The organism is Marinobacterium sp. NO-S09 (assembly GCF_059179545.1).
Map to the genome: position 1 here is coordinate 490,901 of NZ_CP168954.1, position 26,383 is coordinate 517,283.

Here is a 26,383-nt window from a genome sequence, read left to right on the forward strand (position 1 = left end):
TCAGCCTTTGTGGTTATCCTGGGGGTGATGGGCGGTGGCCATGCCGTGATAGCCGGGTTGTTCGCCGCGTGCCTTTTTAGCCAGTGTCTGCTCGATGCGTTGCTGCAGGTTGGCCAGCTTGCGCTCTACCTTGGCAGCTCTAAGCGGCGCCGGCAGACGGTTGAACGGAATCAGGTTGGGGCTGCCGAGACCGTCGATGACGACAATGCGGCGCACCTTGCCTTCGCTGTCCTTCTGCACCAACAGGTTGTGCAGCAGCAGGTCGCGTGAGGGGATCTGCAGGCTGCGCCACTGTTGGCAGAAATGCTCAACCGCTGCCTGACAGTCCGGGGTGTAGCCTTCGTCCCAGATCTGGGCTTTCAATGTCTGTGAAATCTGGCCATCGGCATCCCGTACCAACTCGAGAACGAGGCCCGGGCCAAGATCCGAGTCTTCAAACCCGTAGCAACGGCTGATCAGCTCAAACACCGGCTCACCGTGTTGTTGCGCCAGGCCTGTGATCACCTCGTGCTCTTCACGGTTGTCATCGAAATAGTGCAGAGGCAGCAGCGACTTGGGGAAGCCTTTCTTGCGGCGCAGGTCCTCCAGCGTGAAGTCCGGTCGGCGTACCTTGATGCAGCGATCAGCATGCTCGGGATGGACAAAGCAGAGTCGATGCCCACCCTGTGCAAAGGCCTGTTCATTGGCCAGCGTCAAACTCATTTCAGGCTGCCGTCCAGGTTGATGTCCTGTGCCCAGCAGTAGTCATGGCTGAACGGAGTCAGGGTGCTGGCTTCTGCGATGTACTGGGCGTAGAGCGTTGAGTTCATCTCCTGATGGAAGAAGCGACGCGCGGCGCCGGCCCAGGCTTGACGCTTGGCATCATCGGCGTGGAATTCACGGATCTTGGCGATCAGGTCTTCCTCTTCATCGAAGTAGACCACTGTTTCCGGCGGCAGCAGTTCGTCGAAGGCGCCGGAACTGTGGCTGAACTGCAGGATGCCGTTGCCGGCCAGCTGTGCCATACGGGCCGAGGAGTACCAGTGCAGGCCTTCCTGGCGGTTGAAGTTGAGACCCATTTTGCTCTGCATCAGGGCGCGGTCGTAATCGCGACCCCAGACCGGCGCTTCGCCGAAACTGCCGAAGGTCTTGAAAGTCATGATCGGGTCCAGCTGCTCTTTCATGCGGCCGACCATCTCCAGACGCTTGGTGAAATCCTTGCTGTTGCTGCAGAAAATCAGATCGATCGGCAGCTCGGCATCGGTTTTGACCGAGTTGTCGAAGCATTCTACCGAGGGCTCGACCGGGTTGGGCATGTGGTATATGCGGGCGCGGGAGCCTTCAAACTGGCTCAGTTCGCGGCGGCCGGTGGAGACGAATACGGCATCGGCGACTTCGGCGCGGTGATGGATGCGTTCCACGTTGGGCGGTACGAACAGCGGGTCATTATTGCAGTGGGCAATAAAGCAGTTGGGCTGGCGCTTGCGAATCTCGGCCAGCGTCTCGTTGGTAATCATGTCGCAATGGCCGGCGATGACCAGGTCCGGCTCGAATGAGTCCACGGTTTCCAACAGACGCTGGTTGGTCTTTTTCTTACCCAGATCGCGAATGCCGAAGGGCGCTTCGAAAGACGCCACATCGCGGTCACTGAACCCCTGTACCAGGTGGTCGTTCTTGACCAGGCCCGAGGTAAGCTTCTGCGCCCAGCTGACACGGGTATGACCGTAGCGTTTGAGCTGTTGGTAGGCGATGTGGAGAATTCTCATAGTTAAGCCAAATCCTGAGGGTTCAGTGGGGCTGAAGTCATCGCTTCGCCGTGTAATTAGTTGTGCTGCGCCACCGGCTGGTCCAGCAGACGGTAGTATACCCCGAGCGTGGCCTCGGCCTGGGCCTTGAGGTAGAAGGCGTCGGGCAGGCTGATTTCGCCGGGCGGCTGGTTCAGCAGCTGATCAATACGCTCGACAAAGGCGTCTATGTCATCCGCCGGAACAAGCCCGTCGGGGAAGGCTGCATGCAGGGATTCACTGGCACCGCCGCGGTCATAGGCGATTACCGGACAGCCGGTGGCCAGCGCTTCGGGCACGGTGCGGCCAAAGGGCTCGGCCTTGCTGGACAGGTGGCAGGTCAGGTCACAGAGATTGTAGAACGCCTGAATATCGCTGCGATGGCCAGTAAAGGTGATCGCCTGCTCGATTCCCAGGGTGCGACAGCGCTGTTCCAGCTCCTCGCGGTAGCTTTCCTTGTTGGCTTCGGCACCGCCGAGGATGATGCCGTGGCAGTCATCGCGCTTCTGCAGCAAGCGGTGCATCACTTCAATGAAGTCCAGCTGGCCCTTCCAGCGCGATAGCCGGCCCGGCATCAACAGCAGTTTTTTACCTTCGAACTGCGGAAACTCGGCGCGCAGGCCATCGGTATCGGGGTTGTGGTTGAACGTATTCGGATCCAGGCCGCGGTAGATGCGGGTGATCTTGTCTTCAGGCACCTGATAGTTGTCGCGGATGTACTGCTCGACACAGTCTGAGATGGCGATCACCTGTTCGGCCTTGGCCATGATGGCGCTGTAGGCGTTGACCGAATACATGCCATGGAAGGTGCTGGCCAGACGCGGGCGCGTGGCCGGGTCCATCTTGCGCCAGGCCAGCCAGGTGATCCAGGCGGGCGCACGCGAGCGCACGTGAAGAATGTCGGCATTCAGCTCGGTGAGCAGGCGGCGCAGTGGGCGCACCTGTGTCAGTGACCAGAGTGACTTGCGGTGAATCGGCAGCTGGATATGGCGTGAGCCCTCCTGCTCCAGTCGCTCAACCTGACGGCCGCCGTTGGAGATCACAATCGACTCGTGACCAAGGCGCACCAGTTCGCGGGCAAATTCCACGGTGCCACGCTCGACGCCGCCCGACTCGAGAGCCGGTAATAACTGAACAACCTTCAACGGGCGTGCTAGGGGCATGGGTGCGCTCTGTACCTGAGTGAATGAACCCGATTAGAATATCAAACTTCACCTCTGTTGTGTCTCGTCATCACCGGAACCCCTATGTCCCTGTTGAACACCTGGAAGCTCGAAAAAAGTCGCGATCGCCTTAACTACGCCATCCACGGCCTGTTGCATGGTCAGCGTATTCGCACCTATTGGTGGGGTTCAAAAAAGAACTTCGGTGACCTGATTACCCCGGCACTTCTACTGGCGTACGGCTACACGCCGGTGTACGAGAAGAAACACCGTGCCGAGCTGCTCAGTACCGGCAGCATTCTGGACGGGGTCAAGGACAGCTTCAGTGGTCAGGTGCTGGGCTCGGGGCTGATTCGAGACCATCAGGTGCGTCTGCCCAAAGCGCAGTTTCTGGCGGTGCGAGGTGATCTGTCGCGGGATCGGCTGGGGCTGGATGAGTCCCTGCCGCTGGGTGACCCGGGCCTGCTGGCGGAAAAACTGCTGAAAGCACCGGTGACCCAACAATATCGCCTGGGTGTGATTCCCCATTACGCTGACAAGCAGGATGCGCGTGTGCTGGCGCTGCTGAAGCAGCAGGGCGATGCCGCCTGCCTGATTAACCCCGAGGCTTACCCCGAGGCCGTGATTCGTCAAATCGCCGCTTGCGAGCGTGTCATTTCATCCTCGCTGCATGGCGTCATCGTAGCCCATGCACTGGGAATTCCGGCGGTATGGATGCAGTTGTCAGAATCGGTCGCCGGAGGCGGTTTCAAATTCCACGATTACGCCACCTCCGTGGGTATCGAGCTGCAGCCGGTTGAGCTAAAGGCGGGCATGTCGCTGTCCGATATGGATGATCTGGCCAGTCTGCCGGGGGCGGAGTTGCTGGCGCAGCGGAAAGCTGCTTTGGATGATTTGTTCGCCTCCCTGCGAACCGGCAAGTAGCGCGCTTACTCGCTCTCGTAACGTCCCAGTGACAGGTTCAGCATCACCTTGTTGCCCAGGTTGATGTTGGCCTTGATCAGCATGGGCAGAAACTGCAGCAGGAACAGATTGATCACGCGGCGCTTGTAGCCGATGCGGATCAGGTAGTGTGACCAGTGCTTGATCGAGTGCTTGATCCGCTTGTGCTGGGCAAAGCCGGAGCCGCTGACCTCCAGCGGGTGGTGTTTGAACAGCCCGCGCCCCTGGGCGATACGCAATCCGGCCGCCTGCCACCAGGGCTCGATATTGGTTTCCAGATTGTCGAACTCGGTGAATTCGCGCTGCAGGAAATGTTCGCGCAGAAACTCGGTGCGATACAGGCAGGGGTTGTTGGTGAAGTTGGCAATACCCGAGTCAGCGACAAAGAAGGTGCGGTTCAGGTGCTCGACGCGCTCGATCTCGTCGTATTCACGGTCCGGTTCGTTGAACAGGTAGGTAGCGTTGAGGTTGGCCTGCTCGGCACTCTTGCGGCCTTCCCATACCTTTAGCAGCCAGTAATTCGGATCGCCATAGTGGTGTTGGTGACGCAGGCGTACACAGGCGATATCCGTTTCTACTGCCGCCATGGCCGCTTGCAGCTCCTGCTCGCAGGTGGCTTCATCTTCCACCAGCATGAAATCGTTTTCCAGAAACAGGAAGTAACGGCCGCTGGCCGCCTTGATCAGCTCCTGAAACGGTTTGGCGATGCCGATGTTGCGCTTCGCCTGCAGCACGGTGAAGCCGTATTTCTCGGCGATGCGGCGATCTTCGCCGGTGCATTCATTGAAGAAAATCAGCTTCTCTTTGGCCATATCCAGCAGCCCCTGACGCTGGTAGCTCTCCAGCGAATGTTTCAGGGTTCGGGGCTGGCGCCATGACAGCATGGCCAGCGTGAGATCGTGTTGCATGGGCGTTCCTGCAGACAAAGAAAGGTTGGACATATCAGGCCGACGGCTCGGTGGTGCGCAGTGCGGGCAGCGGGTGGTTCTCGTCACCGAACAGCTTGCGCTTGGCGCGGCGGAATGTGCCCGGCATCTGGCCAAAGTCGATGGCCTGGTAACCGCGCTGGGCCAGGTCATAGGCCAGTACAGTAGCGGTGGGGCCGAGTACCGGCATGATCAGGTATTCCGCCGGATCATATTCGCTGATGCGGGCGATAATATCATCGTATTCGGCAAAGGCGTTCTTGGCCGGCGCATAGAGGAAATCCACCGAGGTGGCGTTATTGAACAGCTCCTCCTCAAAGGTGAAGCGGCTGTTTTCGCCCACTACCAGCAGTACCTTGCGGTCCTGCCACACCTGTTTGATCAGCTGTACCCGCTCCACCAGTGCAGCTTCCGATTCATCCGGCAGGACGCGGAAAGCGCCCATGGAAGGATAGCTGCGCTGGCCATCCAGCAGGGCCAACACCTCGCGACCGATCCGGATAATGAATTTCTGCCAGATGCGGCCCAGGCCGTCGTAATCCCGTACCGGGTGAATGCCGATCAGGATGTTGGGCTCATCGCTGCCCAGCACCTGCTCCAGGCGCGCATTCAGCTCAGGGTTAACGTCCTGAAAGGATTTGTGGCGCTCGCCCACCATCAGTTTGAGCTCGCCATCGCCAAAGCGGCAGATACTGCTGCGGTGCTCGATCAAATGGCGCAGGGTCTGCTCCTCGCTCCATACCTCCGGGTAATCACGCACGAAGGCTTCGATATCATCCCGGAACAGTTCGATGATGCGGTCATCGAAAAACTCACGGAAGCGGGTACGGCCTGCCGAGGTGAGCATGAAAGGCGCACCTAGAATGGCGATTTGGCGGTAAATGGCGCGCAGCAGGCGCTTGCGGGATGCGGGCATGTCAATTCCTTGGGCGGTTAGCAGTCGTGATAACGGCGGAACCAGTGAACAAAACGGTCGATGCCAGCCTCAATTCCGGTATCCGGGGTGTAGTCGAGGCTTGCTACCAGGTCATCGATATCGGCATAGGTAGCCGGCACATCGCCCGGTTGCATCGGCATCATCTCCTTCACGGCATCACGCCCGCAGGCGCGCTCAATGGCAGCGATAAAGTCCAGCAGGCTGACCGGGTGATGATTGCCAATATTGTACAGCGAATAGGGCGCTTCTGCGTGGGAGCCGGGGGCTGGAGTGCGAGCAGGCGGGCGTTCAAGCAGGCGGTCGATACAGGCCACGATGTCGTCCACGTAGGTGAAATCCCGCTTCATGTGACCGCCGTTGTAGACGCGAATCGGCTCGCCGGCGAGGATGGCGCGGGTAAAACCGTAATAGGCCATATCCGGACGCCCCCAGGGGCCGTACACGGTGAAGAAGCGTAGCCCGGTGGTGGGTATGTCGTACAGATGGCTATAGCTGTAGGCCAGTAGCTCGTTGGACTTTTTGGTTGCCGCATAGAGGCTGACCGGGAAATCGGTACGGTCGTGCGTGCTGAACGGGCTTTTGCTGTTCATCCCGTATACCGAGCTGGAAGAGGCGAATATCAGGTGTTTGACCTGTTGCTGGCGGCAGCCTTCCAGAATATTCATGAAGCCGGTCAGATTACTGTCGACATAGGCATGCGGGTTATCCAGTGAGTAGCGTACCCCGGCCTGGGCGGCCAGGTTGATCACCACATCAAAGGTTTGCCGTGTAAACAGCCGAGCCATGGCGTCACGGTCGGCAATATCCAGTTGAAACCAGTGCAAGCCCGGATAGGCCTGTTGAAGCTGGGCGATGCGGTCGTGCTTCAGCTGGGGTGTGTAGTAGTCATTGAAGTTATCGACGAGAGTGACATCCAGCCCTCGCTTCAGCAGGGCCTGGCTCAGGTGAAAGCCGATAAAGCCTGCGCCGCCGGTCAGTAGTATCCGCATCCTGTTTCAGCTCCCTGTGAATGTCAGTTGCGGTGTGCTTCGGCCAGCCGCAGGAACAGGTCCTTGTACTGCTGCAGAATCACGGGTTGGGAAAATTCGTCACGGAATTTCTGTGCGCCCTTTTCCGTGAGTCGGGCAGCGAGAGTTTCATCTGCCAACAGCCGGTTCACGGCATCGGCGCACTGGACATGGTCGTCGATATCGAACAACAGGCCGTTCTCTTCATGATCAACCAGCCAGGCTGGGCCTGTACTGGCCGCCGCTACGATGGGAGTGTTGGTGGCCCAGGCTTCGAGTACCACATTGCCCAAGGGCTCAAAGCGGGACGGGAACAGACAGATATCAGCCAGTTCAAACAGGTTGCGCACATCCTTGCGCAGGCCCAGAAAACGTACACGGTCGGCCACGCCCTCAGATTCCGCCAGCGCTTCCAGCTCAGAGCGCAGTTCACCGCTACCTGCGATCAGCAGGGTGGCATTAGGAATCTGCTTCATGGCACGAATGGCGGTGTCCTGTGCCTTCTTTTCGTGAAGGCGCCCCAGCGTGAGCAGGACCTTGTGATCGGCCGGAATCTCCGGCAAGGGGTCGGTAACGTTGAGTGTTTCGGGCAGTTCACCGAAGTTGGAAATCATGCTGACGCGGTCCGCCGGCCAGCCGTTCTCCGTGACATGGCGCACCAGGTCCGGGGTGTTGACGATCAGGTGGTCGCATTTCCGGTAATTGTTGATGTCGTAGTAGCCGCCCAGGCGGCCAATCACCACGGCATTGCTGGGTGGGCACTTGCGAGAGGCCCGGTTTACCCAAGTCAGGATGACATCTGGATCAAAACGGCTGACATGCTGTTTCAGGCGCGCATTGTAAAGCAGCGGCTTGCTGATTTTTCCCATCGGCAGAGTGCGGTAGGTGACTCCGGCACTGTCCAGTCGGCGCTGCCGAGAGGGTTGCTCTTCAATGATCAGTTCCTGCTCGAAGTCCGGGTCGGTGGCAAAGGCTGCGGCCACTTTCTCGAAGTAGGTTTCGGCACCGGCTTCAGACTGGGACAGGAGTATTTGTGTCAGCTTCATGTTGTTGTTTTGCCTGGTTGATGCTGTCAGCGGAGCGAAAAAGCATACCCGATAGTGCCAGGGGGAACCATGTCAGCAGCCAGAGGAAATCAGGATGAGTCAGCAGTGAATGGCCGATGCTGAATCCGGTCGCGGCGCAATAGACAAACACGGGCGGCCAGAAGGCGGCCAGCTGGCCTGCATGACGATAGAGTGCCCAAAGGCAGGTTGCCAGCAGAACCATACCGATCAGCCCGCCATAGAACAGCTGTGACAGCCAGAGACTGTGCGGGTTGGCGTAATGGAACCCCTGAGCCTGAACGTCAAAGTCATATCGGTTGCCACAGCCCAGCAGCAAGGAACACTGCTCCGACATTGTGCTGGCAACGTTGCGCCAGATGTCAACGCGCACGAATTCGGCGGTAAAACGATCGATCATCAGAACCAGAACCAGGCCGCCAGCAGCCAGCATCAGGACCCAGCAGGCCAAAGCAGTGAAGGCTTTGAGCCTGAACAAGTAGTAGCTGTGGGCCAGCAGCAGGGCCAGAATGGGGGTGCGGCTTTGCAAGGGAATGGTCAGCAGAATCAGGCCGCAGACCAGGATGCTGGCGAGCCAGGGGTTGGTGACCTGACTGCTGATCAGAATGAAGCCGAACAGGCCAACCGCCAGCGCAAGATAGACCGCATTGAGGGGGCCGGTCAGCTGGTCCAGTCGTGGGAAGTCCCGGGCCCAGGTGTCCAGCCCTACACTGGCGATCAGGGTATACAGGCTGTGTGCCTCCACCACCAGGCTGATCAGCAGCCCCCAGGCGGCAATCCACTTGAGACGTTCAGGCTGTGCCATCACCTGTTGGGTAATGGCGGCGAACGCCAGAATATAGACAACATATTTGAGGTGTTTGGCGCTGTCGCCGGGGTCGGCATTGTTCCAGAAAGAGCTTAGCGCCACGTAGAGCAGGTAGCCCCCCAGCAACAGGCAGGCGCGGGTCGGACGCAGTTGTCGGCGTGCCACCAGCACCACTGCCGGCAGCATCAGAAACAGATAGAAAAAGTTGTTGGTCAGCTTGGTGTCCTCAGCCCCCAGCAACAGGGCGATAAACAGCAGGTATGCGGCCAGCAGGAATCGGCCCCACCGGTTGTTGGCGTCCGGCAGGCAGTGTGCTGGCTGCTGAGCTGTCACTTGTACAGGCGTCCCTTGCCGTCAGGCTGGGTCTTGAAGCGACGATGCACCCACATGTACTGGCTCGGATCCTTGCGGATTGCTCGTTCCAGTTCGTCGTTGATGCGCTGGGCATCGGCTTCATCATCGCCGGAGGGAAAGCCTTCCACCACCGGGAACAGCTCCAGCTCGTAGCTGCCGTCGGGAAGGCGGTGCTGAGCCAGCATCAGAATGGGCGAACCGTTCAGCTTGGCCAGGCGAGAGGTGGCGGTGATCGTCGCGGCCGGGACATTGAAAAAGCGGGCAAACACGGACTGCTTGCGGCCGAAGTCCTGGTCCGGGGCGTACCAGATGATGTGGTTCTTGCGCAGGGCCTTGATCACCGAACGGATATCGGAGCGTTCAATTGGCTGGTTGAAATAGCGACGACGGCCGCGGGTGATGATCTCTTCCATCAGGTCATTGTTGTGACGGCGGTACATGGCGTCGACCGGATAAAAACGGGAGAACAGCAGACCACCCAGGTCCAGGGTGGAGAAATGTGCGCCCAGCAGCAGCACGCCCTTGCCCTGTTCCAGCGCAGCATCCAGATGCTCGCGGCCCTTGAAATGAATACGATCATCGAACAGGCGCTTGGGGCTCCACCAGGCCATGGCGGTTTCGAACATGCCGATACCGTTGTTTTCAAAGATGCGCCGTACCAGTCGTGCCTGCTCTTCCCTGTTCAATTCGGGGAAACAGAGGCGCACATTCACTTCGGTTACATGGCGGCGCTGGCGGTTAAAACGATGCAGGAAACGGCCCAGTATGCGGCCCAGCAAAATCTGTGCGCTCAGTGGTAACCGGTTCAACAGCCACAGCAGACCGGTACCCAGCCAGATATGCCAGTAGCGGGGTGCCAGAAATTTCGTGTGTGCAGAGGTCGTTTTAGTCGTCACGGTGCAGGGTCTTCAGAATGGCGATGGGGTTATTGTAAGGTCCTGCCTGAGCACGGGCAAACCATGTTGGCCTGATGTGGGTCTTGGCAAGGGGATCATTTCCCGTGCATTGTGGGACCCTGTGGTATGATGGTCGATTCGACCTGACACGATAACCGTGAAAGAGAACCGTGATGAAGATAGCCGTAGCCGGGACCGGATATGTCGGTCTTTCCAACGCAGTCCTGTTGGCACAGCACAACGAAGTGGTTGCGCTGGACATAGTGCCCGAGAAAGTGGCGCAGCTGAACCGGGGCGAAGCGCCCATCGAAGACGTCGAGATCAGTGAATTTCTTGCCTCCGGCAAACTCAACCTGACGGCGACGCTGGACAAGGAAGCGGCCTACAAGGATGCGGACTTTGTCGTGATCGCCACGCCGACCGACTATGACCCCCAGACTAACTACTTCAACACCGGCAGCGTCGAGGCCGTGGTGAAGGATGTGATGGCGCTGAACCCGAACGCGGTCATGGTGATCAAATCCACGGTTCCGGTTGGCTTTACCGCCGAACTTAAAGAGCGCATGGGCAGTGACAATCTGATGTTCTCGCCCGAGTTCTTGCGTGAGGGCAAGGCTCTGTATGACAACCTTTACCCGTCACGCATCATCGTCGGCGAGCGCTCTGAACGTGCGCAGCAGTTTGCTGACCTGCTCAAGCAGGGCGCGGTGAAAGAAGAGGTAGCGGTGCTGTTTACCGACTCTACCGAAGCCGAAGCGATCAAACTGTTCGCCAATACCTACCTGGCCATGCGCGTCGCCTACTTTAACGAGCTGGACACCTACGCTGAAAGCCATGGCCTGAACACGCGTCAGATCATCGAGGGCGTGGGCCTGGATCCACGTATCGGCACCCACTACAACAATCCCTCATTCGGTTACGGCGGTTACTGCCTGCCGAAGGATACCCGTCAGCTGCTGGCCAACTACGATCAGGTGCCCAACAACCTGATTCGCGCCATCGTCGACTCCAACACCACGCGCAAGGACTTTGTCGCCAACGCCGTGTTGAGCCGCAACCCCTCCGTGGTTGGTATCTACCGCCTGGTGATGAAAGCCGGCTCCGATAACTTCCGTGCCTCCGCCATTCAGGGCGTGATGAAGCGCATCAAGGCCAAGGGCGTTGAAGTGGTGGTGTACGAGCCCGTGCTGGAAGAGGACGAGTTCTTCCATTCGGAAGTGATCAAGGATCTGGACGCGTTCAAGCAGCGTTGTGACGTGATTATCGCCAACCGCTTGACCGACGACATCGAAGATTGCCGTGACAAGATCTACACCCGAGACCTGTTCGGCGTGGATTCTTGATGTTCGACAAACCGACATGCCGGGTGGAACACGATGCAGCCTAACGCAGTGAAAGCGCCTGTACCTGAACGTGACAAGGGACGTCTTGAATCCGCCAGCGTATGGAAACTCTATCGGCGTTTGCTGACCTATGCCCGCCCGTTGTGGCTGGCATTTCTGGTCAGTTTTATCGGCTTTGCCATCTATGGCCTGGGTCAGGCGCTGTCGGCCAAATGGCTGGAAATGGTGGTGGATACCGTTCAGGCCAACGAATATGACAAGCGCTGGTTTCTGGCACTGGCGGTGCTGGGGATCTTCCTGTTGCGGGGCGTGGGTGCCTTTATCGGCAACTACTGCATCGCCTTTGTCGGACGTGAAGTGATTCACACCCTGCGTACCGAAGTGTTCGAGCGCCTGCTCAAACTGCCGTCGCACTACTATGCCCGCAATTCCAGCGGTGAGTTGCTGGCCAAGCTGACCTACAACGTGGAACAGGTTACCGGCGCGGTTACCAATGCGCTCAAAACACTGTTCCGCGAAGGTTTGACGGTCGTTGGCCTGCTCGGGTACATGCTGTTCCTGAATTGGAAGCTGACGCTGATTTTCATTGCGGCCGGGCCACTGATTGCACTGGTGGTGTCCGTTGCTGCCAAGCGTATGCGTCGCCTGAGTCGGCGTATCCAGCAGTCGGTAGGCGATATTACCGAGTCTGCCTCGGAGTCGATCAAGGGCTATCAGGTGGTACGGATCTTCGGCGGCGAAGAGGCGGAGAAAGACCGTTTTCAGCAGGCCAGTCTGAAGAACAAGCGCCAGTTCATGAAACTGGTGGTAACCCAGTCACTGAACACGCCGATCATCCAGTTCCTGGTGGCATTGGCGTTGTCAGCACTGCTGTTTCTGGCCATGCACCCGGATGTGATGGGTACACTGACCACCGGTGGTTTTGTCGCCTTTCTTACTGCAGCAGGCATGATCACCAAGCCGCTGCGCCAGTTGACCAATGTGATCTCGATTGTACAGAAAGGGGTCGCGGCGGCCGAAAGCCTGTTTGAAGTGCTGGACGAGCCGGCGGAGCAGGACCAGGGCTCCCGTGACGTGGAAACGATCGGGGATATTGAATTCCGCCACCTGAGCTTCAGCTATCCGGGGACCGAGCGGGCCGCCTTGAACGATCTGTCTTTGCTGTTACCCCAGGGTAAAACCGTGGCGCTGGTAGGGCGTTCCGGCAGTGGCAAGTCCACACTGGCCAGCCTGTTGCCACGCTTTAACGATGGCTGGAGTGGTGAGCTGTTGTTGAACGGTCTGCCGCTGCAGGACTTCAAGCTCGATAGTCTCAGGGATCAGATTGCACTGGTGAACCAGAACGTGGTGTTGTTCAACGGAACTATTGCCGAGAACATCGCCTACGGCAGCATGGCGGATGCCAGTGAAGAAGCCATTCTGGCGGCGGCCGAAGCGGCTCATGTCACCGAGTTCGTCAACAAGATGCCGGAAGGCATTCACACGCTGGTGGGCGAAGACGGTGTCATGCTGTCCGGCGGTCAGCGTCAACGCATCGCCATTGCCCGTGCCATCCTCAAGGATGCACCTATCCTGATTCTGGATGAGGCCACCTCGGCACTGGATACCGAGTCCGAACGCCATATCCAGGCCGCGCTGGAAGAGGTGATCAAGGGGCGCACCACGCTGGTGATCGCACACCGCCTGTCCACCATCGAACGTGCCGATATCATTGTGGTGATGGAAGACGGCCAGATCGTCGAGCAGGGGTCGCACTCCGAACTGCTGGAGCAGCAGGGGGCTTACGCCCGTTTCCATATTCTGCAGACCGACGCGGACTCGGGAGCCTGAAGCCTTGGCTCGGCATCTCTATACCCTTCTGTTTTACCTGCTGACCCCGGTATTGCTGCTGCGCCTCTGGTGGCGTGGCCGCAAGGCGCCGGGGTATCGTCGCAACTGGTTACAGCGTCTGGGGCTGGGTGCCCGTATCGAACAGCCGGTGATCTGGGTGCACGCTGTTTCCGTGGGCGAAACCGTCGCGATCGCACCGCTGGTGCGGCGCTTGCTGGAACGCTACCCCGACCACCGCATTCTGCTGACCAATATGACTCCGACGGGGGCCGAACAGGTGCGCAAGTTGTTTGGCGATGCTGTCGAACAACGTTTCTGTCCCTGGGATCTGCCACTGGCGTTGACCGCTTTCCTGCGCCGGGTCCGTCCTGAACTCTGTATTGTGGTGGAAACCGAGCTTTGGCCCAATCTGGTCAACCAGTGTGCCTGTGCCGGGGTGCCGGTCGTGCTGGCCAACGCCCGCCTGTCGGCCCGTTCGGCGCGGGGGTATGAGAAATTTTCCGCCCTGACCCGTCCCATGTTGCAGCAGCTCAGTCGGATTGCGGCGCAGGGGCAGGCCGATGCCGACCGCTTCATCGCGCTGGGCATGCCGCCCGAGCGGGTGGATGTCACTGGCAGTATCAAGTTTGATCTGCAGCCGGATCCAACGCAGGTGTCTGCAGGGCAGGCGTTACGGGCACAATTGGGCCCTGAGCGGCCGGTGTTGATCGGGGCCAGCACCCATGCTGGCGAAGACGAAATCCTGTTGCAGGCCTGGCAGCAGTTGCAACAGGCCCAGCCGGACCTGGCACTGATACTGGTGCCGCGCCACCCCGAACGTTTTGATCAGGTAGCCGAACTTTGTAGCCGCTTCAGTGAGTCTGTTGTAAGGCGCAGTGCAGACCAGGTGCCTGATGCCAAAACGCAGATCCTGCTGGGCGATACCATGGGCGAGTTGATGCTGTTCTATGCCGCGGCTGATCTGGCCGTAGTGGGGGGCAGTTTCAGTGGCACCGGGGGACACAATCCGCTGGAGCCGGCGGCGCTCGGGTTGCCGGTGGTGATGGGGCCGGACTGCTTCAACTTTCAGGCGATCACCGATGCCCTGATTGAAGCCGGTGGCCTGACGCGCGTGGAGAGTGACGCAGCGCTGGTGCCCTGTCTTGAACGTCTGCTGGCTGATCGGGCACTGCGCCAACAGCAGGGCGCGCAGGCTGAAGCCTTTGTTGCGGCCAATCGTGGCGCGCTGGAGCGGCTTGAAACCGCTGTCGCACGCCTCTTATCCTGATTACTTGTCTGGATCTCCTCAGAGGGTGCTTACTGGGCCAGGGGGCTGAAGTCCAGTGTTTCGCCCGCCTGGTCAGCGAATGCAGCGGTCAGTACCTCACTCAGGCTGGCACCATCTGAGTCACGCAGCCACTGGCTTTGATCAGTGTTGTAGTCAAAGTGGAAGCCGCCGTTACGGGTCGCGACCCACAGCTGCTTCACCGGCGGCTGACGGGTGAAAATGATCTGGCTGCCATTCTCGCAGGTCACTGTCATCATGCCGCCCTGGCCTTCGTAATCGAGATCGCCTTCGGCGTCGTCCAGCACCTCTTCGATCTGCTCCAGGGTTTCGTCTACCTGAGTCATGAACTCGGATTCGGTCATTTCGGCATTTCTCCGCAGGTTGAATTTCAGTCGATGAGTATAACTCAGCCGCGGGCGGTACTCAGCCCTTCTGGCTACGGGTATAATCGGGTCATTCATTGCCCGGCACAGGTCCGGGCCTAACCAGACATGAAGGGATTGATGATGCTGAAACGCTGTTGGCCGCTGCTCCTGATGGGAGCACTGATCATCTCGGGTTGTGGCCAGAAAGGCCCGCTGTATCTGCCCGACGAACCGGCCCAGCAACATCAATCGGAGTGAGATTTTGATGGACAATTTTGAGTACCACAACGGCCGTCTGCACGCCGAAGAAGTGCTGTTGAGCCGTGTTGCCGACGAGTTTGGCACCCCCACGTACGTGTATTCCCGCGATGCCCTGGAACGTGCTTACCTGGATTATGCCCAGGCACTGGAAAGACGAGATGCGCTGGTGTGCTATGCCGTCAAGGCGAACTCCAACCTGGCCGTGCTGAACGTGCTGGCCCGCCTGGGCGCCGGTTTCGATATCGTGTCGGCAGGTGAGCTGGAGCGTGTACTGCGTGCCGGTGGCGACCCGGCCAAGGTGGTGTTCTCGGGCGTGGGCAAACAGCCTGCCGAGATCCGTCGCGCGCTGGATGTGGGTATCTTCTGTTTCAACATCGAATCCGATGCCGAGCTGGACCGCGTCAATGCCGTGGCGGCCGAGATGGGCGTCAAGGCGCCGGTGTCCTTCCGTGTGAATCCGGATGTGGACGCGGGCACCCATCCCTATATTTCGACCGGCCTGAAAGAGAACAAGTTCGGCATCGGCATCGATACCGCTGCTGAGGTCTATCGTCGTGCTGCGGCCATGGACAACGTCGAGGTTGTGGGCATGGACTGCCATATCGGCAGTCAGCTCACCGAGATCAGCCCCTTCCTGGATGCGCTGGATCGCCTGCTGCAGCTGCTGGATACATTGGCTGACGAAGGTATCCAGATCCATCATCTGGATCTGGGTGGTGGTTTGGGCGTGTGCTACACCGACGAGCAGCCGCCGGCCCCGCAGGAATACATTGCTGCAGTACTGGAAAAGCTGGGTGAGCGTGAACTCAAGCTGATCTTTGAACCGGGCCGCTCCATTGCTGCCAACGCCGGTGTGATGCTGACCCGTGTCGAATTCCTCAAGCAGAATGGTGACAAGAACTTTGCCATCATCGACGGTGCCATGAACGACCTGATTCGTCCGTCCCTGTACAGCGCCTACCAGGAGATTATTCCGGTGGAGCTGCGGGAAGAGGGTGAAACCAAGGCATGGGACCTGGTGGGTCCGGTCTGTGAGACCGGTGACTTCCTGGGCAAGGATCGTCAGCTCAACCTGCAGCCGGGCGACCTGCTGGCAGTGTGCTCTGCCGGTGCCTATGGCTTCGTCATGGCGTCCAACTACAACACCCGTCCGCGTCCGGCCGAGGTAATGGTGGATGACAACCAGGCGTATCTGGTACGTGAGCGTGAAACCCTGAATGACCTGATGCGTGGCGAACAGCTGCTGCCGGAACAGGGCTGAGCGGAGACACGGGGTATGCAGGTACGTTTCACTAAAATGCACGGGCTGGGCAACGATTTCATGGTGATCGATGCCCTGTCACAGCGGGTCAAGCTGACGCCGAAAATAGTGCGTAAGCTGTCTGATCGCAATCTGGGCATCGGTTTTGACCAGCTGTTGCTGGTCGAACCACCCAGCCGTCCGGATATGGACTTCCGTTACCGTATCTACAATGCCGATGGCTCCGAAGTGGAGCATTGCGGAAACGGTGCGCGCTGTTTCGGTCGCTTTGTCCGCGATCGTCGCCTCACCATGAAAGACGAAATTCGCGTGGAAACGGCCCGTGGCCAGGCGGTTATCTATCTGCTCAAGGACCGTCAGGTCGATGTGGATATGGGCGCGCCAGAGCTGGTGCCGGCGGAAATTCCGTTTCAGGCCGAGCAGCAGGCCGTCATCTACCCGATCGATGTAGATGGCCAAACGCTGGAGCTGAGTGCAGTCTCCATGGGTAACCCCCACGGTGTGCTGGTGGTGGATGATGTGGACACTGCGCCCGTTGAAACTCTGGGGCCGGCGCTGGAATCTCACCCGCGCTTCCCGCAAAAGGCCAACATCGGTTTCATGCAGGTGGTGAGCCGCAACGAGATTCGTCTGCGGGTCTATGAACGCGGTGCCGGAGAAACCCTGGCCTGTGGCACGGGTGCCTGTGCGGCTGTGGTAGCAGGTCGACTGCGTGGCCTGCTGGATGAAGATGTGCTGGTGCACCTGCCGGGCGGCGAACTGCGCATTCGCTGGGCCGGAGAGGGGAAAGCCGTACGGATGATCGGGCCGGCAACAACGGTATTTGAAGGACAGATCTATCTATGAATGACGCGAGCGAAGTACTGGAACAACCCGCCCTGAGTGCTGACCAGGTAGCCGAATACCTGGCGCAGAACCCGGATTTTTTCACCGAGCACACCTGGCTGTTGGAAAAGCTGTATGTCCCGCATCAGCGTGGCACTACGGTGTCGCTGGTGGAGCGCCAGACTTCGCTGTTGCGCGAGCGCAATCAGCAGTTGCATGGCCATATGGCCGAACTCATTGATGCCGCCAAGTACAACGACGTACAGTTCGACAAGACCAAGCGCATGGTCCTGGCCCTGCTGGAAGCGGCGACGCTGGATGATGTGGCTGTCGCCATTGAAGAGAGCCTCTGCCGCGACTTCTACGGTGATGAAACCGAGCTGCTGCTGTTTAGCGAAAAAGCTCTCAAGAGCAACGGTATTCGCACTCTGGCCCGTGCGGAAGACTCGCTGGTACAGCCGCTGATCGAAACCAACCTGCCCAGCTGTGGCCAGTTGTCCGAAGCGATGAATCGCTTCCTGTTTCAGGACCGCAGCGTCAAGGTGCAATCCGCTGCCGTGGTGCCGCTGGTCAAGGGTGAAACCCTGGGCCTGCTGGCAATTGGCAGCCACGATGCCAACTACTTCCAGAGCAGCCAGGGCACCCTGTTCCTGAGTTATGTCGGTGAAGTACTCAGCCGCGTGCTGTTCCGGATCCTGCGGGAGCAGGAGGCCTGAGATGAAACAGCCGGCCGTGAGTGACTGGCCGACCCATTTCCTGCATTACCTGCGGGTGGAGCGTCAGCTGTCCCCGCATACCCTCAGCAATTACCGCCGCGACCTTGAGCGTCTGCAGCAGCTCCTGAGCGACCATCAGCTGGCCAATTGGCAAACGCTGGATGAAGCCGCCCTGCGTTACGCCATTGGCCAACTGCATGCCGATGGCCTGTCCGGACGCAGTCTGCAGCGCCTGCTGTCCGCCTGCCGCGCCTTTTACCGTTTTCTTTCCCGTGAAGGCTGGTGCACTCGTAATCCTGCATTGTCGGTCCAGGCACCCAAAGCCCCACGACGCCTGCCACAAACCCTGGATACCGAACAGGTGGGTGCGCTGCTGGACGTAAAAGGTGACGAACCCCTGGATATTCGTGATCGTGCCATGATGGAGCTGATCTACTCGTCGGGCCTGCGCGTATCCGAGCTGGTTGGCATTGAGCTGCGCGACCTGGATCTGGCGGAGGGCGAAATCACCGTGCTGGGCAAAGGCCGCAAAACCCGGCGCCTGCCGGTGGGGCGTCTGGCTGTAGAGGCAATCCGTGCCTGGCTGCCGGAGCGCAACAAGCTGGCTTCGCCCGATGAAACAACCCTGTTTGTGGGCCAGCGCGGCCGACGTCTCACCACGCGAGCGGTGGAGCAGCGGTTGCAGCAGCGGGGCGCCGAACAGGGCACTCAGGGACGGGTATATCCACACCGTTTACGCCACAGTTTTGCCAGTCATATGCTGGAATCCAGCGGTGACCTGCGCGCGGTGCAGGAGCTGCTGGGGCACGCCAACATCAGTACCACTCAAATCTATACCCATCTGGATTTTCAGCACCTGATGGACGTATATGAACAGGCTCACCCACGTGCGAGGCAAAAACGCGATGATTAAATGCGTCACTTTCGATCTGGATGACACCCTTTGGGCGGTGGATCCGGTGATCCGCCAGGCCAACCAGAGCCTGTGGCAGTGGCTGGAGATGAATGCCCCCCTGTTTACAGCCATGCATGAAGTCAGTGACATGGCCGAAGGGTCAGAATTGCGCCGCTCACTGTTGGAGAAGCACCCCGAAATTGCGCATAGTCTCAGCCTGATACGCATCAAGCTGCTGGAGCGTGGCTGCGTCGCGGCCGGTTACAGCGAAGCCGAGGCGATCAACCTGGCCGAACGCGCTTTTGAGGTGTTCATGCAGGGGCGCCATCAGGTCGAACTGTTCGAGCATGCGCAGGCAGCGCTGGAGCAGCTGCGCCAGCAGGGTTATCTGATCGGTGCGCTCAGTAATGGCAATGCAGATGTCAGCCAGACACTGGTTGGGCACCTGTTTGATTTCCAGTACAACGCGGATACCGTGGGCTCGGCCAAACCTGAGCCGGAGATGTTTCAGCAGGCACTACACCATACCGGACTGCGACCGGAACAGGTGGTGCATGTGGGTGACCACCCGATCAATGATGTGCAGGCTGCCCGTCAGCTGGGCATCTGGACCGTCTGGGTGAACCTGCCCGGGCAGGAGTGGCCGCAGCCGGCATTGGCCGATCATACAGTGCAATGCCTGTCGCAGTTGCCTGCGGCGGTAGAAGGCTTGAAAGGCAGGGCCGCGCAGCGCGCAACCCTGTGATGAATCGATCAGCTTGATGGTTTAAGCGGCACCCTCCCGGAGACAGGAGGGGCCGTATGTCACACTCAGGTACGGAAGCTGGACACGGCGTCCTGCAGCTCCGATGCCTGCTGCGCCACCATCTGGCTGGCATCCGCGTTCTGGCCAACCTGGCGGTTGGCATCTTCCATAATGCTGCGAATGTGGTCGATGTTGCGGGTGATTTCCGCCGCTACCGAGGCCTGTTCTTCGGTAGCCGAGGCCACCTGCGTGGTCATATCGACGATGCTGGCAGCGCCGTTGGTGATGGTATCCAGCGCGCCAATGGTTTCGCTGGCACGTTCGGCGCTGGCTTCACTGTCCGCTACACTGGCCTGCATCAGCTGGCTCACATTCTGGGTCTGGTCCTGAAGGCTGTGCACCAGTTTCTCGATTTCCGATGCTGAGGTCTGTGAGCGTGCCGCCAGGGTGCGCACCTCATCGGCCACCACCGAGAAGCCACGGCCCTGTTCACCGGCACGCGCGGCTTCAATGGAGGCGTTCAGCGCCAGCAGGTTGGTCTGTTCGGCAATATCCTTGATCACATCCAGCATGGTGCCGATTTCACCGCTGTTCTGATGCAACTGCTCGACCACATCAGCGGTCTGGCGTGCCTTGGTAGCCAGCTCGTTCAGGGCATCAATGCTGCCGGCGACACGTTCGGTGCTGTCGGAGGCATCCTGTTGCGCCTGACGGGCGGTATGTGCGGTGGTTTCGGTGCTGCCGGCGATCTCCTGCATGGAGCTTTCCATTTCCTGTACCGCCGTCGCAACCTGCATCACCTGCTCCTGCTGGGTGTTGAGGCCGGATGAGGTGTCCTGACTGGTCGCCGACAGCTGTTCAGCGGCGGCTGCCAGTTGGGATGAGGTACCCGCCACACGCGCGATCAGGTCGCGGAAGCTGTCCATCATCAGGTTGAAGTCACGTGCCATTGCAGCTACTTCGTCCTTGCCGCTGGCATCGGTACGCAGGGTCAGGTCATGCTCGTCGCTGGCCCGCTTCATGGTGTCGGCCAGCGTCTTGATGGGCTGCAGTATGCTTCGCCCCAGCAGCAGGGCAGGTACGGTGGTGAGCAGAATAAACGCCAGTACAGCGATCAGGGCAATCAGCTGCAGGCGATTTTCCTGGGCTTCAATCAGCTGGTTGAGTTCCTGCTGCAGCAGCTGCTGGATATCGTCCGTACTTTTCACGGCCGCGCGCATCTGTCCCATCAGGCCCTGATCAACGGTCAGACCCAGCTGCTGGAAACTGTCCACCAGGGCTGTGAACCCCTGGCGGTATTGCTGCAGCAGGCCTTTCAGCTGCTCGGCATCATCAGGCAGCAGGGCGATATCGATCTGCAGGTTGATGCTGTCGATTTGCTTGTTAAAGCGGTCCAGATACTTGGTATTCAGACGCAACAGGAAATCCTTTTCATGCCGACGCAGCATCAACAGCTGGCTCAGCAGGTCGTTGTCGCGGGTGGCCTTGACCTGTTCTTCCGCGTTATGCACCGCGCCGCGCAGGGTGCCGCGAAGCCCGCTTTCCTCATCCAGACCAATCCGGGTGCGCAGATCGGCAACCTGCTCAAAACTGCTGCGGTAGGTCTGCATGCTCTGAGCCATGGTGTTCAACTCATCATCGAGACCAAGACCATCGAGCAGCGTTACCAGGTGCGAGAGCTCGTCAGTGAACTCGTTATAGGTGTCTGAAAAACGCTGTTGGTATTTCGGGTCCAGGCGGGCCAGGAAGTCTTTTTCATGGCGACGGAGGTCCAGTTTGCGTGCTTCTACATGGCTTATTGCCTGGCTGGTTTCTACCAGCGTGCCGTAGCGCTCCAGCGTGTAGGTGAAGATGACACCCATGCCGATAAAACCGGCCAGGATGAGGGCGATAAGGGTGCCAAGCTTTTGCTTGATGGTCATTGCGTGGGTCTCCAGACGCATTCACGACATCAGACATCCATGAGTGTGCTGAAGGCCAGGTTCAATCCAGGAACAGGGCCAGCAAGTCATTTAAAAACAGTCGACCCTGACGGGTGGGGGCTAGCCGGCTGTCAGAATTATCCAGTAATTCAAGGGCGTACGCTTTATTCAGTATCGGCTGTATCTCTGAAAAGTTAACCCCTGTGCGCTGGGTAAACAAGTCGACTTCAGTGCCATACGTCAATCGCAGGGCATTCATCATGAATTCAAAACTGCGTTCGTCGTGGGGGATGGGTTGCTGTCCGGCCAGGCGCTTGCAAGGATCCATGTAGCCCTTGGGCTGGCGCAGCTTGTGGCGACGCTCAATCTGTAATTGTCCTTCGGCATCAAAATGGCTCAGCTTGCCGTGGGCGCCGGCCCCAATGCCAAGGTAGTCACCAAACTGCCAGTAATTCAGGTTGTGCCGCGCCTGCTGGAGCGGTTTGGCATAGGCCGAGACTTCATACTGATCATAGCCATGATCTGCCAGCAGTGCCTGGCCCTGTTCCTGAATCGTCCACAGCGTCTCATCCACCGGCAACTGCGGTGGACGGGCGTGGAATTCGGTATTGGGCTCGATGGTGAGCTGGTACCAGGACAGGTGGCCGGGGTCGAAGGCCAGGGCCTGCTTGAGATCGCTCAGGGCCTGCTCGGTGCTTTGCCCGGGCAGACCGTGCATCAGGTCCAGATTCACGCGGGGAAAAATGGCAACAGCTGCTTCGGCGGCTCGGCAGGCTTCGTCCGGGTTGTGAATCCGCCCCAGTTGCTTGAGGTGCTCGGCGTTGAAGCTCTGAATGCCGATGGAAAGCCGGTTGATGCCTGCCGCATGATAGCCTTCAAAGCGTTCCCGCTCGAAGGTGCCGGGGTTGGCTTCCAGTGTAATTTCAGCATCCTCCGCCAGAGCAATGCGCTCACGCACGCCGCACATCAGGCGGTTGATGGCATCGGCGCTGAACAGGCTGGGGGTGCCACCACCAATGAAGATGGACTGCAGCGGGCGATCACCGGCCAGGGGCAGGTCGCTTTCCAGGTCATTGAGCAGTGCGGCCACGTAGTCCGCTTCCGGCAATTGTTCCGGCGCGGCGTGGGAGTTGAAGTCGCAATAGGGGCATTTGCGTACACACCAGGGGATGTGTACGTAGAGCGAGAGGGGCGGCAACAGGCTCATGTATGCGAGAGCCAGGGGCCGATGGCATCCATGAACTGGCGTACCGCCTTGCCGCGATGGCTGTAGCGCTGTTTTTGCTCAGGGCTGAGCTCGGCGCTGGCGCAGTCGGTTTCCGGGACGTAAAACAGCGGGTCATAGCCGAAGCCGTTATGGCCATGCGCCTCGGTGAGGATACGCCCATCCCAGCTGCCCTGACAGATCAGCGGCGTGGGGTCTTCGGCATGACGCATGAATACCAGCACACACTGGAAACGGGCGCTGCGCTTGTCCTCAGGCACGTTGGCCAGGGCTTGCAGCAGTTTGGCGTTGTTCTCGTCATCACCACAGCCTTCGCCGGCATAGCGCGCCGAATAGATACCCGGGGCGCCGTTGAGAGCGTCCACTTCCAGGCCGGAGTCATCGGACAGTGCCGGCAGGCCGGTGATGCGGGCGGCGTGGCGTGCCTTGATGATGGCATTTTCCACAAAGCTCAAGCCGGTTTCGTCGGCATCATGGACGGCAAAGTCCGACTGCGGCATCACCTCAATTTCGAGAGGAGCAAAGATTTCGCTGAACTCTTTCAGTTTGCCGCGATTACCGCTGGCCAGAACAATCTTGTCTATCATGGGGTGTCCTAAGCGTGAATTGGCTGCTCAATCGACGTAAAAGCGCTGGTCGAACTCAATGGTGTAGGCCGGTTTGTCAGGGTCCGGCTGCACATTCAGATTGATTTTGAGCTGCTCATCTTCGGTGAAACGGAAACTGCCGATGTAGTACAGGGCATCGCCTTCGTCGATCTGTTTGAACTCCAGCGTCTGGGCCTGGTTCAGCAGATTGGATGCCTGCCCGGAGACGATGGCGCGGACCGGTTGCTTGCTGCCGTCGTCCTGCATTTCCAGCACGGAAACGTTCACCAGAGCGCGGTATTTACTGCGCACCAGATTGTTGGCCTGTGCCACTTCCGGGGTGACAAAGCTGGAATTGAAGGCGTTGTAATGGATCTCGTAACGACCATCGGAGATCGACTGTTCGGCCAGTGCGCTGGTACTGGCCAGAAGGGCTGCCAGTGCGACAGCCGGGCCCGACAATAGATTAAACAGGCGCATGGTGTTCTCCTCGTATATTCAGGGTCCTTGCGGGGTCTGGGCGTCCTAGCGGGTGATACGGTAGATGGCGATTTCGCCGAGCATGTTCGGCCACAGCTTGATCCACCAGCGGTGCCGATGGGTGTGGTCGACTACCGTGCGTTCAAGAATTTCGATGTTGCGATCCACGCAGAGTTCCTCGAAATCCTTGAAGGTACAGAAATGGATGTTCGGCGTGTTATACCAAGTATAGGGCAGAAATTTGGACACCGGCATCTTGCCGCGGAACGCCAGGTAGCCACGGGCGCGCCAATGAGCAAAGTTGGGGAAGGTGACAATGCATTCGCGGCCGATGCGCAGCATTTCGTCCACAATCTGGTCCGGGCGGTGCATGCTCTGCAGCGCCTGAGTCATGACAACCGTGTCGAAACTGTCATTACCGATGGAGGCCAGGCCGTCATCGATATTCTTTTCGATCACGCTGACGCCTTTTTCGACACAGGCGGTCAGGTTGTCGTGATCGATCTCCAGGCCGTAGCCGCTGACATTCTTGTCCTGCTTCAGCTGCGCCAGGAATTCGCCATCACCGCAGCCCAGGTCCAGCACGCGTGAACCGGGATGAATCCACTCGTTGATAATTTCCAGATCAGCGCGCATTGGGGGCACCTCCTTCAGACTGGGGCAGGGCATCGGCAATACGGTTCATGTAACCGCTGAACACTTCCATATAGCGCGGGATGGGAATCAGGAACGCATCATGCCCCTGAGGCGCATCGATCTCGGCGTAGCTGACCGGCTTGCGGGCGGCGACAAGCGCATCCACCAGTTCCCGTGAGCGCTCCGGCGAGAAGCGCCAGTCGGTGGTGAATGAGACCACGAGGAAGTTGCAGGTGGCTGGCGCCAGGGCGTCGGCCAGGTTATGGCCGTGCTCGCCGGCCGGGTCGAAGTAGTCCAGCGCCTTGGTCATCAGCAGGTAGGTGTTGGCGTCAAAGGACGAGGAAAAACGCTCACCCTGATACTGCAGATAGGACTCCACCTCGAACTGGGGGTTGAAGTCGAAACTGAGCTTGCCGTCCTTGAGTTCGCGGCCGAACTTGTCACGCATGCCGTCATCGGACAGGTAGGTAATGTGGCCCACCATTCGCGCCAGCATGAGGCCGGTGCGGGGCACAATGTTGTGCTCGTAGTAATGGCCGTCGTGGAACTCGGGGTCCTTGCTGATCGCCTGACGAGCGACTTCGTTAAAAGCGATGTTCTGGGCACTGAGCTTGGCGGCCGAAGCGATGACTACGCAGTGGCGCAGACGGTCGGGGTAGGTGATTGACCACTGCAGTGCCTGCATGCCGCCCAGACTGCCACCCACCACGGCAGCCCATTGTTGAATGCCGAGGCGGTCAGCTAGACGTGCCTGGCTGTGCACCCAGTCCTGCACCGTCATGATCGGGAAATCAGGACCGTAAGGCTTGCCGGTGTCGGGGTTGTTGCTGTTGGGACCGGTGGAGCCGTGGCAGCCGCCCAGGTTATTCAGGCTGACCACGAAGAAGCGGTTGGTATCAATCGCCTTGCCGGGGCCGATGGCGGAATCCCACCAGCCGGGCTTGCGCTCGTCCATGCTGTGATAACCGGCTGCATGATGGTGGCCGGACAGGGCATGACAGATCAGGATGGCATTGGACGCATCGGCGTTGAGCTCACCATAGGTTTCGATCATCAATTCCCAGTGATCAAGGCTGCGACCACAGCTGAGCGGCAGTGGTTGATCAAACTGGAGGCACTGGGGGGTGACCAGGCCGACGGAATCTTCGGGTATGGCTGCGGGCATGGTGGTATCTCGCTGTCAAAAAGGCATGGAAATCGCGTTGACGTGACGTGGGGCGTCGGCAGTTAACGCATCACATGTCGTAGTGCAGCACCCGGCAGTGCAATCGAAACCTGGAGGTAAACAAAGCGGATTCCTTATTCGTCCCGTGAAATATCGAGGCTTGCGGGCAACTGCCCCGGCGCTTGAATGCGCACGCGCTTCTCCCGTCCCAGCTCGCCACTGATAATGCTGACGTCGCGCTTGGCCACGCCGAAGCTTTTGGCGAGGAATTTGATCAGGGCCGCGTTGGCACGACCCTCAATGGGTGGTGCCGCTATGCGGATCTTAACACTGTCCCCATGTTGCCCGGAAATTTCATCCCGGGATGCCTTGGGTTGCAGATGGCAGTGCAGGATCAGATCCTCGCCCTGCCACCGGTAGTAAGGTGCGCCCATGTCAGATAATGACGAAGGGTCTGAGATAGCTCTGTGCCAGCTGAATCAGGATGAAAATCAGGATCGGCGACAGATCCAGGCCCCCGATGGGGGGTATGACCTTACGGGCCAGCCCAAACAGCGGTTCGGTGAGCTGCAGCAGCAGCTGTGGGGCCGGATGATAGCTGTCCGGTGCGACCCAGCTGATGATGACCGCGCCCAAGGTAGCCCAGAAATAGATGGTGAGCAGTGTGTTAAGGGTGCCGGTCAGGGCAAAAATCAGCATATGTAACGGGTTAACGCCAGCGGCGGACGCAAACATTGGCGAGAACTGCACCATCAGGAAAATGGCTGCAGCCTTGACCAGAACCGCCACGATCAGGGTGGCAAAGTCCAGTCGCCCGATGGGACGCAAGACCTTTTGCAGGGGGCTGACCACCGGCTGGGTAAAGCGTACCACCGACTGTGAGATCGGGTTGTAATAGTCAGCCTGAGAAAGCTGTAACGCAAAGCGCATCAGCAGCAGGAAGGAAAAAATGCCTCCCACCAGGCTGATGATCAGTGTAATCGGATCCTGTCCCATGGTC

Annotated in this window: 28 protein-coding genes; 10 read left to right on the top strand and 18 right to left on the bottom strand. The window is 59.1% G+C overall.

Annotation, left to right across the window (positions count from 1 at the left end):
• From O3C79_RS02460 to O3C79_RS02470, 3 genes are read right to left on the bottom strand one after another with little or no spacing between them, the layout of a single operon-like run.
• Positions 1-702: a YrbL family protein gene (locus O3C79_RS02460; protein WP_494384660.1), complete on the bottom strand. Its 702-nt coding sequence runs from the start codon at positions 700-702 to the stop codon at positions 1-3.
• The gene (locus tag O3C79_RS02465) at positions 699-1,745 is read right to left on the bottom strand and encodes a glycosyltransferase family protein (RefSeq protein WP_494384661.1); all 1,047 of its coding nucleotides are present in this window, start codon (positions 1,743-1,745) and stop codon (positions 699-701) included. Before O3C79_RS02465 ends, O3C79_RS02460 begins: the two co-directional genes overlap by 4 nt.
• Positions 1,746-1,801: 56 nt before the next feature.
• Positions 1,802-2,926: a glycosyltransferase family 4 protein gene (locus O3C79_RS02470; protein WP_494384662.1), complete on the bottom strand. Its 1,125-nt coding sequence runs from the start codon at positions 2,924-2,926 to the stop codon at positions 1,802-1,804.
• Positions 2,927-3,010: 84 nt separating this feature from the next.
• Here O3C79_RS02470 and O3C79_RS02475 point away from each other — a divergent pair, with 84 nt between their 5' ends.
• Positions 3,011-3,850: a polysaccharide pyruvyl transferase family protein gene (locus tag O3C79_RS02475; RefSeq protein WP_494384663.1), complete on the top strand. Its 840-nt coding sequence runs from the start codon at positions 3,011-3,013 to the stop codon at positions 3,848-3,850.
• Between the two features lie 5 nt (positions 3,851-3,855).
• Here the strand turns inward: O3C79_RS02475 and O3C79_RS02480 are convergent, their stop codons facing one another.
• Genes O3C79_RS02480 through lpxL form a run of 6 tightly spaced genes read right to left on the bottom strand, consistent with a single transcriptional unit; the run spans position 3,856 to position 9,860 of the window.
• Positions 3,856-4,776: a glycosyltransferase family 2 protein gene (locus O3C79_RS02480; protein WP_494384664.1), complete on the bottom strand. Its 921-nt coding sequence runs from the start codon at positions 4,774-4,776 to the stop codon at positions 3,856-3,858.
• A 34-nt stretch (positions 4,777-4,810) separates the two neighbouring features.
• Positions 4,811-5,710, bottom strand: coding sequence for a GT-D fold domain-containing glycosyltransferase (locus O3C79_RS02485; RefSeq protein ID WP_494384665.1), 900 nt, complete (start codon positions 5,708-5,710; stop codon positions 4,811-4,813).
• 17 nt (positions 5,711-5,727) lie between these two features.
• Positions 5,728-6,720, bottom strand: a complete 993-nt coding sequence (locus O3C79_RS02490; RefSeq protein WP_494384666.1) for an NAD-dependent epimerase/dehydratase family protein — start codon at positions 6,718-6,720, stop codon at positions 5,728-5,730.
• Positions 6,721-6,743: 23 nt separating this feature from the next.
• The gene (locus tag O3C79_RS02495; protein WP_494384667.1) at positions 6,744-7,784 is read right to left on the bottom strand and encodes a glycosyltransferase; all 1,041 of its coding nucleotides are present in this window, start codon (positions 7,782-7,784) and stop codon (positions 6,744-6,746) included.
• The gene (locus O3C79_RS02500; protein ID WP_494384668.1) at positions 7,750-8,943 is read right to left on the bottom strand and encodes an O-antigen ligase family protein; all 1,194 of its coding nucleotides are present in this window, start codon (positions 8,941-8,943) and stop codon (positions 7,750-7,752) included. The genes O3C79_RS02495 and O3C79_RS02500 overlap by 35 nt, the downstream gene beginning before the upstream one ends.
• Complete coding sequence (gene lpxL, locus O3C79_RS02505; protein WP_417533797.1) at positions 8,940-9,860, bottom strand: LpxL/LpxP family Kdo(2)-lipid IV(A) lauroyl/palmitoleoyl acyltransferase; 921 nt, start codon at positions 9,858-9,860, stop codon at positions 8,940-8,942. The genes O3C79_RS02500 and lpxL overlap by 4 nt, the downstream gene beginning before the upstream one ends.
• Positions 9,861-10,033: 173 nt before the next feature.
• Here lpxL and O3C79_RS02510 point away from each other — a divergent pair, with 173 nt between their 5' ends.
• Genes O3C79_RS02510 through waaA form a run of 3 tightly spaced genes read left to right on the top strand, consistent with a single transcriptional unit; the run spans position 10,034 to position 14,300 of the window.
• Positions 10,034-11,203 (top strand): nucleotide sugar dehydrogenase, encoded by a 1,170-nt coding sequence (locus O3C79_RS02510; protein WP_417533798.1) that lies wholly within the window; start codon positions 10,034-10,036, stop codon positions 11,201-11,203.
• A gap of 33 nt (positions 11,204-11,236) precedes the next feature.
• Entirely contained in the window at positions 11,237-13,033 is a 1,797-nt protein-coding gene (msbA, locus tag O3C79_RS02515) for a lipid A export permease/ATP-binding protein MsbA (protein ID WP_494384669.1), read from the top strand.
• Positions 13,034-13,037: 4 nt separating this feature from the next.
• Complete coding sequence (gene waaA / locus O3C79_RS02520; RefSeq protein ID WP_494384670.1) at positions 13,038-14,300, top strand: lipid IV(A) 3-deoxy-D-manno-octulosonic acid transferase; 1,263 nt, start codon at positions 13,038-13,040, stop codon at positions 14,298-14,300.
• A gap of 29 nt (positions 14,301-14,329) precedes the next feature.
• Here the strand turns inward: waaA and cyaY are convergent, their stop codons facing one another.
• Positions 14,330-14,662, bottom strand: a complete 333-nt coding sequence (cyaY, locus tag O3C79_RS02525; RefSeq protein ID WP_010324988.1) for an iron donor protein CyaY — start codon at positions 14,660-14,662, stop codon at positions 14,330-14,332.
• A 144-nt stretch (positions 14,663-14,806) separates the two neighbouring features.
• Here cyaY and lptM point away from each other — a divergent pair, with 144 nt between their 5' ends.
• The 6 genes from lptM to O3C79_RS02555 are packed head-to-tail and all read left to right on the top strand — an operon-like array spanning position 14,807 to position 19,368.
• Positions 14,807-14,923 carry an LPS translocon maturation chaperone LptM gene (gene lptM / locus O3C79_RS02530; RefSeq protein ID WP_494384671.1) on the top strand — a complete coding sequence of 39 codons (117 nt, stop codon included), beginning with the start codon at positions 14,807-14,809 and terminating at the stop codon, positions 14,921-14,923.
• Between the two features lie 7 nt (positions 14,924-14,930).
• Positions 14,931-16,187, top strand: coding sequence for a diaminopimelate decarboxylase (lysA, locus tag O3C79_RS02535; protein ID WP_494384672.1), 1,257 nt, complete (start codon positions 14,931-14,933; stop codon positions 16,185-16,187).
• Positions 16,188-16,202: 15 nt separating this feature from the next.
• Positions 16,203-17,033 carry a diaminopimelate epimerase gene (gene dapF / locus O3C79_RS02540; RefSeq protein WP_494384673.1) on the top strand — a complete coding sequence of 277 codons (831 nt, stop codon included), beginning with the start codon at positions 16,203-16,205 and terminating at the stop codon, positions 17,031-17,033.
• Positions 17,030-17,728, top strand: coding sequence for a DUF484 family protein (locus O3C79_RS02545; RefSeq protein ID WP_076462996.1), 699 nt, complete (start codon positions 17,030-17,032; stop codon positions 17,726-17,728). Before dapF ends, O3C79_RS02545 begins: the two co-directional genes overlap by 4 nt.
• A 1-nt stretch (position 17,729) precedes the next feature.
• Positions 17,730-18,641: a tyrosine recombinase XerC gene (gene xerC / locus O3C79_RS02550; protein ID WP_494384674.1), complete on the top strand. Its 912-nt coding sequence runs from the start codon at positions 17,730-17,732 to the stop codon at positions 18,639-18,641.
• A complete protein-coding gene (locus tag O3C79_RS02555; protein ID WP_494384675.1) occupies positions 18,634-19,368 on the top strand; it encodes an HAD family hydrolase in 735 nt (244 codons plus the stop codon). The genes xerC and O3C79_RS02555 overlap by 8 nt, the downstream gene beginning before the upstream one ends.
• A gap of 65 nt (positions 19,369-19,433) precedes the next feature.
• On the opposite strand, the gene O3C79_RS02560 is transcribed toward O3C79_RS02555, so the two are convergent.
• The 8 genes from O3C79_RS02560 to O3C79_RS02595 all read right to left on the bottom strand — a co-directional run bounded on the left by O3C79_RS02560 (position 19,434) and on the right by O3C79_RS02595 (position 26,379).
• Positions 19,434-21,290, bottom strand: coding sequence for a methyl-accepting chemotaxis protein (locus tag O3C79_RS02560; RefSeq protein ID WP_494384676.1), 1,857 nt, complete (start codon positions 21,288-21,290; stop codon positions 19,434-19,436).
• A gap of 61 nt (positions 21,291-21,351) precedes the next feature.
• Positions 21,352-22,497 carry a radical SAM family heme chaperone HemW gene (hemW, locus tag O3C79_RS02565; protein ID WP_494384677.1) on the bottom strand — a complete coding sequence of 382 codons (1,146 nt, stop codon included), beginning with the start codon at positions 22,495-22,497 and terminating at the stop codon, positions 21,352-21,354.
• Positions 22,494-23,102: an RdgB/HAM1 family non-canonical purine NTP pyrophosphatase gene (rdgB, locus tag O3C79_RS02570; protein WP_076463000.1), complete on the bottom strand. Its 609-nt coding sequence runs from the start codon at positions 23,100-23,102 to the stop codon at positions 22,494-22,496. Before rdgB ends, hemW begins: the two co-directional genes overlap by 4 nt.
• A gap of 27 nt (positions 23,103-23,129) precedes the next feature.
• Positions 23,130-23,582 carry a DUF4426 domain-containing protein gene (locus O3C79_RS02575; RefSeq protein ID WP_494384678.1) on the bottom strand — a complete coding sequence of 151 codons (453 nt, stop codon included), beginning with the start codon at positions 23,580-23,582 and terminating at the stop codon, positions 23,130-23,132.
• A 45-nt stretch (positions 23,583-23,627) separates the two neighbouring features.
• Entirely contained in the window at positions 23,628-24,218 is a 591-nt protein-coding gene (gene metW / locus O3C79_RS02580) for a methionine biosynthesis protein MetW (RefSeq protein ID WP_010324977.1), read from the bottom strand.
• On the bottom strand, positions 24,208-25,383 hold the full coding sequence (gene metX, locus O3C79_RS02585) for a homoserine O-succinyltransferase MetX (protein ID WP_076463002.1): 1,176 nt from the start codon (positions 25,381-25,383) through the stop codon (positions 24,208-24,210). Before metX ends, metW begins: the two co-directional genes overlap by 11 nt.
• Before the next feature lie 134 nt (positions 25,384-25,517).
• The gene (locus O3C79_RS02590; RefSeq protein WP_010324975.1) at positions 25,518-25,817 is read right to left on the bottom strand and encodes a DUF167 family protein; all 300 of its coding nucleotides are present in this window, start codon (positions 25,815-25,817) and stop codon (positions 25,518-25,520) included.
• Position 25,818: 1 nt separating this feature from the next.
• Positions 25,819-26,379 carry a YggT family protein gene (locus O3C79_RS02595; RefSeq protein ID WP_010324974.1) on the bottom strand — a complete coding sequence of 187 codons (561 nt, stop codon included), beginning with the start codon at positions 26,377-26,379 and terminating at the stop codon, positions 25,819-25,821.
• Positions 26,380-26,383: the final 4 nt, after the last annotated feature.

Coding starts and splice junctions, on each gene's coding strand:
- O3C79_RS02460 (WP_494384660.1), bottom strand. CDS start 702: ATGAGTTTGACGCTGGCCAATGAACAGGCCTTTGCACAGGGTGGGCAT.
- O3C79_RS02465 (WP_494384661.1), bottom strand. CDS start 1,745: ATGAGAATTCTCCACATCGCCTACCAACAGCTCAAACGCTACGGTCAT.
- O3C79_RS02470 (WP_494384662.1), bottom strand. CDS start 2,926: ATGCCCCTAGCACGCCCGTTGAAGGTTGTTCAGTTATTACCGGCTCTC.
- O3C79_RS02475 (WP_494384663.1), top strand. CDS start 3,011: ATGTCCCTGTTGAACACCTGGAAGCTCGAAAAAAGTCGCGATCGCCTT.
- O3C79_RS02480 (WP_494384664.1), bottom strand. CDS start 4,776: ATGCAACACGATCTCACGCTGGCCATGCTGTCATGGCGCCAGCCCCGA.
- O3C79_RS02485 (WP_494384665.1), bottom strand. CDS start 5,710: ATGCCCGCATCCCGCAAGCGCCTGCTGCGCGCCATTTACCGCCAAATC.
- O3C79_RS02490 (WP_494384666.1), bottom strand. CDS start 6,720: ATGCGGATACTACTGACCGGCGGCGCAGGCTTTATCGGCTTTCACCTG.
- O3C79_RS02495 (WP_494384667.1), bottom strand. CDS start 7,784: ATGAAGCTGACACAAATACTCCTGTCCCAGTCTGAAGCCGGTGCCGAA.
- O3C79_RS02510 (WP_417533798.1), top strand. CDS start 10,034: ATGAAGATAGCCGTAGCCGGGACCGGATATGTCGGTCTTTCCAACGCA.
- msbA (WP_494384669.1), top strand. CDS start 11,237: ATGCAGCCTAACGCAGTGAAAGCGCCTGTACCTGAACGTGACAAGGGA.
- cyaY (WP_010324988.1), bottom strand. CDS start 14,662: ATGACCGAATCCGAGTTCATGACTCAGGTAGACGAAACCCTGGAGCAG.
- lptM (WP_494384671.1), top strand. CDS start 14,807: ATGCTGAAACGCTGTTGGCCGCTGCTCCTGATGGGAGCACTGATCATC.
- lysA (WP_494384672.1), top strand. CDS start 14,931: ATGGACAATTTTGAGTACCACAACGGCCGTCTGCACGCCGAAGAAGTG.
- dapF (WP_494384673.1), top strand. CDS start 16,203: ATGCAGGTACGTTTCACTAAAATGCACGGGCTGGGCAACGATTTCATG.
- O3C79_RS02545 (WP_076462996.1), top strand. CDS start 17,030: ATGAATGACGCGAGCGAAGTACTGGAACAACCCGCCCTGAGTGCTGAC.
- xerC (WP_494384674.1), top strand. CDS start 17,730: ATGAAACAGCCGGCCGTGAGTGACTGGCCGACCCATTTCCTGCATTAC.
- O3C79_RS02555 (WP_494384675.1), top strand. CDS start 18,634: ATGATTAAATGCGTCACTTTCGATCTGGATGACACCCTTTGGGCGGTG.
- O3C79_RS02560 (WP_494384676.1), bottom strand. CDS start 21,290: ATGACCATCAAGCAAAAGCTTGGCACCCTTATCGCCCTCATCCTGGCC.
- hemW (WP_494384677.1), bottom strand. CDS start 22,497: ATGAGCCTGTTGCCGCCCCTCTCGCTCTACGTACACATCCCCTGGTGT.
- rdgB (WP_076463000.1), bottom strand. CDS start 23,102: ATGATAGACAAGATTGTTCTGGCCAGCGGTAATCGCGGCAAACTGAAA.
- O3C79_RS02575 (WP_494384678.1), bottom strand. CDS start 23,582: ATGCGCCTGTTTAATCTATTGTCGGGCCCGGCTGTCGCACTGGCAGCC.
- metW (WP_010324977.1), bottom strand. CDS start 24,218: ATGCGCGCTGATCTGGAAATTATCAACGAGTGGATTCATCCCGGTTCA.
- metX (WP_076463002.1), bottom strand. CDS start 25,383: ATGCCCGCAGCCATACCCGAAGATTCCGTCGGCCTGGTCACCCCCCAG.
- O3C79_RS02590 (WP_010324975.1), bottom strand. CDS start 25,817: ATGGGCGCACCTTACTACCGGTGGCAGGGCGAGGATCTGATCCTGCAC.
- O3C79_RS02595 (WP_010324974.1), bottom strand. CDS start 26,379: ATGGGACAGGATCCGATTACACTGATCATCAGCCTGGTGGGAGGCATT.